A 6,250-nucleotide genomic window follows, 5' to 3' on the forward strand; every position below is an offset into this window, starting at 1 on the left:
ACCGCCCGGAAAAGGGCGGTCGTTGTTTGAGGGGCGGGGTTGCGCTCAGGCAAACCCGTTGGCCGACGCATGCCTGGCGCGGGTTTCTCCTACTTTGGGCGGCTTGTGTGGCAAGGGCCCGCTGTGTATCTTGATCAGCCTTTGGCCGTTTGATCGGCCTGGAACCACATTTTTACGAGATTGGCCCCACGCGGCGAATCCGAGCGTCATCTCTATAAAAAATTGAGGAGCACATCGATGCGCGTCATTCTGCTGGGAGCTCCCGGGGCCGGTAAAGGTACTCAGGCAAAGTTCATCACTGAAAAATTCGGCATTCCACAAATCTCCACCGGCGACATGCTGCGCGCGGCCGTCAAGGCCGGCACCGAGCTGGGCCTGATCGCCAAGAGCGTGATGGACAGCGGTGGCCTGGTCTCCGATGACCTGATCATCAACCTGGTCAAGGAACGCATCAGCCAGGAAGACTGCAAGAACGGTTTCCTGTTCGACGGCTTCCCGCGCACCATTCCCCAGGCTGAAGCCCTGGTCAAGGCCGGTGTCGAGTTGGACGCCGTGGTTGAAATCGCCGTCGAGGACGAAGAAATCGTCCAGCGCATTGCCGGTCGTCGCGTACACGAAGGCTCGGGCCGCGTGTACCACGTCGTCTACAACCCACCCAAGGTTGAAGGCAAGGACGATGTCACCGGTGAAGACCTGGTGCAGCGCAAGGACGATACCGAAGAAACCGTGCGTCATCGCCTGTCGGTCTACCATTCCCAGACCAAGCCGCTGGTGGACTTCTACCAGAAGCTCTCCGCTGCCCAGGGCAAGCCGAAATACAGCCATATCCCTGGCGTCGGCTCCGTGGAGGCGATTACAGCCAAGGTGCTGCAAGCACTGAGCTGATGCGTTGATCGACTGCATTGACAACGGCCCGCTTGCGGGCCGTTGTTGTTTATACTGGCGCACTTTTTTCGACTTGGACACCCACACCCATGAGCACCCTGCTGGCCCTGGACACCGCGACTGAAGCTTGCTCGGTTGCCTTGCTGCACGATGGCAAAGTAACCAGCCACTACGAGGTGATCCCGCGCCTGCACGCGCAGAAGCTGTTGCCGATGATCAAGCAACTGCTGGAAGACGCCGGCACCAGCCTGGCCGCCGTGGATGCCATCGCTTTCGGCCGTGGCCCCGGCGCGTTTACCGGCGTGCGCATTGCCATTGGCGTGGTGCAGGGCCTGGCGTTTGCGCTGGAGCGTCCGGTGTTGCCGGTGTCCAACCTTGCGGTGCTGGCCCAGCGTGCGCTGCGTGAACATGGCGCCTCGCAAGTGGCGGCGGCGATTGATGCGCGCATGGATGAAGTCTATTGGGGCTGCTACCGCGAGACGGCGGGCGAGATGCGCCTGGTGGGCGTGGAAGCGGTGCAGGCGCCGGAATCATCTGCACTGCCCGAGGACGCCAGCGGTGATTGGTTCGGCGCCGGCACCGGCTGGGGCTATGGCGAGCGGATCGGCGTCCAGCTGGTCGGCCAGGACCCCGCGATGCTGCCCCATGCAGAGGATTTGCTGACCTTGGCGCGCTTTGCATTCGAGCGTGGCGAGGCCATTGCGGCTGACCAGGCGGCGCCGGTGTACTTGCGCGACAAGGTTGCGCAAACCAAGGCGGAACGCGGGATTATTTGACGCCAAAAATGATGGCATTTTGAGGCAAATTTCGCCAATCGTCAGAATTTGCAGCGGTTTTTAAACCTTTTACCAATTATGTGTTCTAGTTATCACCAGAGCATTTGCGCGTTACGGATTGCGCCACTAAAATGCCACTATTGATAGCGAGTTCGCGCCTATGCGTATTGATGGCTTTTCCTCACAGTCGTACCCGATCAAGCGTAAGCCGCGCAAGGCTAACGCGACGGTGGACGATTCCGTCGAGGACTCGCCGGACTTCATCGAAGTCCACTCCGATGCGCAGGCCGGCACTCAAGCACGCATCAGCGGTCTTCCCGCCCGTCAGCAAGACATGGTCTTCCCCCGCTCCATGAGCAAAAGCGTTGCCAATGCCCTGGCCAGCTACCTGACCACCGCCGGTTTTGTCGAATGGGATATGGAAGTGCTGGGTCTCGATATCCACATCTGATGCGCCTGCCTTACTACATCGGTTGCCCGTCCTGGAGTGAAAACGCCTGGCGCGAGTACCTGTACCCCGCCGATGCACGCGCCAACGATTACCTCGGGCTCTATTCCCAGGTCTTCAACGCCGTTGAAGGCAACACCACTTTTTATGCTCGACCCTCGGCCGCAACCGTGCAGCGCTGGGCCGACATCATGCCCGATGACTTTCGCTTCACCGCCAAATTCCCGGGTGATATCAGCCATGCCGGTGACTTGCGCGAACAACTGCCGGCGGCGGAAAGTTTTATCGGCTTGATGAGCCCCCTGGGCGAGCGTGTGTCGCCGTTGTGGTTGCAACTGTCGAAGGGTTTTACCCCGCAGCGTCTCGGAGAGCTGGCCGGATTCCTCGATGGCATTGACCGTCCACTGGCGGTTGAAGTGCGTCACGATGAGTTCTTCGCCAAAGGCGAGGCCGAGCGCATGCTCAACCGCCTGTTGCGTGACCGTGGCGTCGAGCGCGTGTGCCTCGATTCGCGCGCGCTGTTCAGTTGCACCTCCACCTCGGCGGCCGTCCTGCATGCCCAATCGAAAAAGCCCAGGGTGCCAGCGCGCCCGGCGGCGTTGACTCAATATCCCCAAGTGCGCTTTATCGGGCACCCCGAACTTGAAGCCAACGATCCATTCCTGATGCCCTGGGTCGAAAAGATCGCCAGTTGGATCGAAGAGGGGCGCACCCCCTACATGTTCCTGCACACCTCGGACAACCGCCTCGCCGCCCAATTGGCCTTGCGTTTCCATGACCAGTTGATGGCACGTCTGCCGGGGCTTGTGCCGCTGCCGACCTTGCATCGAGAACCCGTGGCGGAGCAACTGGGGTTACTCTAGGGCTCTTTTCCCCGCCAGGAGCCCGTCATGGATGCCCAAACCCTTCGCGCCGAAACCTTCCAAGCCCTGCACACCCGTGATCGTGCCTTTGTGATGCCCAACCCGTGGGACGCAGGTTCCGCCATCATGCTTGCCAGCCTTGGCTTCGAAGCGTTGGCCACCACCAGCGCGGGCTTTGCGTTCAGCCTGGGGCGGCCGGATGCCGAAGGCGCGCTGTCGCTGGAGGACACCCTGGGCAATGCCGGCAGCATCGTCCGGGCGACTGCGCTGCCGGTCGCCGCCGACTTGGAAAACGGTTTCAGCGACACCCCCCAAGGCTGTGCCCAGACCATTCTGCGAGCCGCCGCCACCGGTATCGTCGGTGGCTCCATCGAAGACGCCACGGGCGTTGCCGCCGACCCTATCTACCCCTTCGACCTGGCCGTCGAGCGCGTCGAGGCTGCCGTTGCCGCTGCCCGCAGCCTGGCATTTCCCTTCACGCTGACGGCACGCGCAGAAAACCTCCTGCATGGCCGCCTGGATTTGCCCGACACTATTCGCCGCCTGCAAGCCTACGCCGAGGCGGGCGCCGATGTGCTGTATGCGCCGGGCCTGCGCAGTGCCGAAGAGGTGTTGGCGGTGGTCAAGGCCGTCGCGCCCAAGCCGGTGAACGTGTTGATGTCCGGTGGCTTGAACCTCAGCGTCGCGCAGTTGAGCGAGCTGGGCGTGCGGCGCATCAGCGTCGGCTCGGCCCTGGCCCTGGCGGCCTATGGCGAGTTTTATCGGGCGGCGCAGGAGGTCTATGGATCGGGCACCTTCACCTTTACCGAACGCAAGATGCCGTTCGACCAGGCCAATCAATTCTTCAAGGGCTAAGCCGTGCGGTCGATCGGGTGGATGGGCGCGTTGTTGGTGCTCGGTGGCGCTGTTGCGGTGGGCGCATGGCGGGGCTGGGTGCCGGTGCCGGACGAGTGGAACCCCTGGGCGCCGCTGGATGTACGCGCCAGTCCGAACCTGTTGACGCGCTACAAGCTGGGGCGGCTGCAGGATAATCCGTTGCTGTGCGACCAAGTGCTGAAAACCTCGGGGTTGCGGGTGACCGGCCAGGCGGACTCAGCCCCCGACGCCGCCTGCCCGTTGCGCAACACATTGCGGGTACAGGGCGGGGAGGTGGGCTTGAGCCGCAGTTTTCTGGCCAGTTGCCCGTTGGCCGTAGCCTTTGCGTTGTTCGAGCGGCACAGCCTGCAGCCGGCGGCTCAGGCGATCTATGGCGAGGCGGTGACGCGGGTCGATCACCTGGGCAGTTTTGCCTGTCGCACTATCTACAACCGCGCCGAAGGCCGCCTCAGTCAGCACGCCTCGGCCAATGCCCTGGATATCGCCGGGTTTCGCCTGGCCGATGGACGCCGTATCAGTGTGCTCAAGGATTGGCCGGGCGACGACGCTGACGCACGGTTTCTGCGTCAGGTGCGTGACAGTGCGTGTAACGCGTTCAACGGGGTGTTGAGCCCGGACTACAACGCCGCACACCGTAACCATTTTCATCTGGACATGGGACGCTGGTGGGTGTGTCGCTAAGCGTCAGGCGGCCAGGCGCAGGTTGTTGACGATCAACGGACGTGCCCAGTGGTAGTCGAAATCCAGGGCCTTCTGTTGTTCGACCAAGTCCTGTTCGGTGAACGGGGTCGCGGGCGGTGGCAGCAAGTCCAGCTCGAACTCGGCAATCGGCAGATGCAGCGGGCGGGGCTGCGGCGCCGGGCCGGGTTCAGCGGCGGGTTGGCCCGCATTCAGGACAATCGGCCGTACCCAGCCGCTTTCGAAATGCTGCTGGCGTTGCTGGGCGATGATGTCTTCGTCAGGGAATGGCGCGGGCGCGGGTGGCAGCAGCTCGGTATCGAATTCGGCAATCGGCAGGAACAGCGGCTCAGGTGGGGCGACTTCGGTATCTTTCACGTCACACCCACGCTGGGTGAGGATCTGCGCCAAGAGGTCGGCGCCTTCGCCGGGTTCCACCGCCGGGTCCTGCGGTGCAGGCGTCGTGGCGGCCAGCGCGCCCGGCGTAGCGCCGAGCTGTTCGGCCAGAGCTCGGGCAAAGAAGTCCTGCCACACATGACTCACCCCGGCCAGCGCTTGAGTATTGCGCAGGCCGTAGTGGTTGTGGGTCGGCAGTACACCGATGGTTAGGGGAAGAATGTCTGACATTTTTTTCGGTCGACGCTCAGCTCTGGCAAAATACCTGACTGTTGTTTTTATCGGCCGGTATTGGCCGATCCTTAATATTTTCGAGCGTAGCGATTGATGAGTGAACAACCAGCGGCCAGCCGCATTCGGGTCGAGGCCTTGGCCGAAGAATTCCAGGCCCGCGCCGAGCAGTGGGCTGCGCTGCTGGGCTTGCCTGTGCAACGCGATGAAGCGGATTTTTCCCTGCAGGTCGGCGAACAAGGCCTGCAATTGCAACAGCTCGGGCCGGACGCACCGGGCCCGGTGCGGGTCGACTTTGTCGAAGGCGGCGCGGCGCACCGGCGTCTATATGGCGGTGGCAGCGGGCAGATGATCGCCAAGGCCGTGGGCGTCGCCCAAGGCGTGCGCCCCCGTGTACTGGACGCCACGGCCGGGCTGGGCAAGGATGCGTTCGTGCTGGCAAGCCTGGGCTGTGAGATGAGCCTCATCGAGCGCCAGCCGTTGATTGGTGCCTTGCTGGAAGACGGCCTGGCACGCGCCGCGCAGGATTTTGACGTGGCGCCGATCGTGGCGCGCATGACGCTGCTCAAGGGCAACGCCATTGAAGTGATGCTCAATTGGGAAGGCGAGCCGCCGCAAGTGATCTACCTGGACCCAATGTTCCCGCACCGCGAGAAAACCGCCCTCGTGAAGAAGGAAATGCGCCTGTTCCGGCCACTGGTCGGTGATGACCTGGATGCACCGGCATTGCTCGCGGCGGCCCTGGCCCTGGCCAGCCATCGCGTAGTGGTCAAGCGCCCGCGCAAGGCGCCGTGCATTGACGGGCCCAAGCCGAGCCATGCGCTGGAGGGCAAGTCCAGTCGTTATGACATTTATCCCAAGAAGGCGCTCAAGGTTTAGGCTGCAAGCTGCAAGCTGCAAGCAAAGGCGCCTTTCACTTGCAGCCCCCCATAAGCATAAGTATCTACACAACTCAGCAGCGCCCAACCGTAACCACGATGCGAAGCGAGTCGCTCTTGATCTGGCTTTTGATCTTGATCTTAGGCGCCCCGTTAAACCACGCTGGCCGAACGCAGGCTTGAATCCGTGGGTAACCCGGCAGGACGCCGGGTTAGCCG

At 62.6% G+C, this 6,250-nt stretch carries 8 protein-coding genes; 7 read left to right on the forward strand and 1 reads right to left on the reverse strand.

Annotated features, from left to right (window positions below; genetic code table 11):
• The first annotated feature begins 237 nt into the window (after positions 1-237).
• The 6 genes from adk (at position 238) to BFQ00_RS20575 (ending at position 4,529) form a co-directional block, all read left to right on the forward strand.
• Positions 238-885: an adenylate kinase gene (gene adk, locus BFQ00_RS20550; RefSeq protein ID WP_003172225.1), complete on the forward strand. Its 648-nt coding sequence runs from the start codon at positions 238-240 to the stop codon at positions 883-885.
• A gap of 89 nt (positions 886-974) precedes the next feature.
• A complete protein-coding gene (gene tsaB, locus BFQ00_RS20555) occupies positions 975-1,661 on the forward strand; it encodes a tRNA (adenosine(37)-N6)-threonylcarbamoyltransferase complex dimerization subunit type 1 TsaB (protein ID WP_065934554.1) in 687 nt (228 codons plus the stop codon).
• Between the two features lie 160 nt (positions 1,662-1,821).
• A complete protein-coding gene (locus tag BFQ00_RS20560; protein ID WP_065934555.1) occupies positions 1,822-2,112 on the forward strand; it encodes a hypothetical protein in 291 nt (96 codons plus the stop codon).
• A complete protein-coding gene (locus BFQ00_RS20565; RefSeq protein WP_065934556.1) occupies positions 2,112-2,972 on the forward strand; it encodes a DUF72 domain-containing protein in 861 nt (286 codons plus the stop codon). Before BFQ00_RS20560 ends, BFQ00_RS20565 begins: the two co-directional genes overlap by 1 nt.
• Positions 2,973-2,999: 27 nt before the next feature.
• Positions 3,000-3,827 carry an isocitrate lyase/PEP mutase family protein gene (locus BFQ00_RS20570; protein WP_065934557.1) on the forward strand — a complete coding sequence of 276 codons (828 nt, stop codon included), beginning with the start codon at positions 3,000-3,002 and terminating at the stop codon, positions 3,825-3,827.
• A 21-nt stretch (positions 3,828-3,848) separates the two neighbouring features.
• Entirely contained in the window at positions 3,849-4,529 is a 681-nt protein-coding gene (locus BFQ00_RS20575; RefSeq protein WP_065934558.1) for an extensin-like domain-containing protein, read from the forward strand.
• A 3-nt stretch (positions 4,530-4,532) separates the two neighbouring features.
• Here the strand turns inward: BFQ00_RS20575 and BFQ00_RS20580 are convergent, their stop codons facing one another.
• Positions 4,533-5,153, reverse strand: a complete 621-nt coding sequence (locus BFQ00_RS20580) for an energy transducer TonB (RefSeq protein WP_065934559.1) — start codon at positions 5,151-5,153, stop codon at positions 4,533-4,535.
• A 96-nt stretch (positions 5,154-5,249) separates the two neighbouring features.
• Here BFQ00_RS20580 and BFQ00_RS20585 point away from each other — a divergent pair, with 96 nt between their 5' ends.
• Positions 5,250-6,032 carry a class I SAM-dependent methyltransferase gene (locus BFQ00_RS20585; RefSeq protein ID WP_065886066.1) on the forward strand — a complete coding sequence of 261 codons (783 nt, stop codon included), beginning with the start codon at positions 5,250-5,252 and terminating at the stop codon, positions 6,030-6,032.
• The last annotated feature ends 218 nt before the right edge of the window (positions 6,033-6,250 follow it).

This window comes from Pseudomonas sp. 28 E 9 (assembly GCF_900004785.1).
Classification (GTDB): Bacteria; Pseudomonadota; Gammaproteobacteria; order Pseudomonadales; family Pseudomonadaceae; genus Aquipseudomonas; species Aquipseudomonas orientalis_A.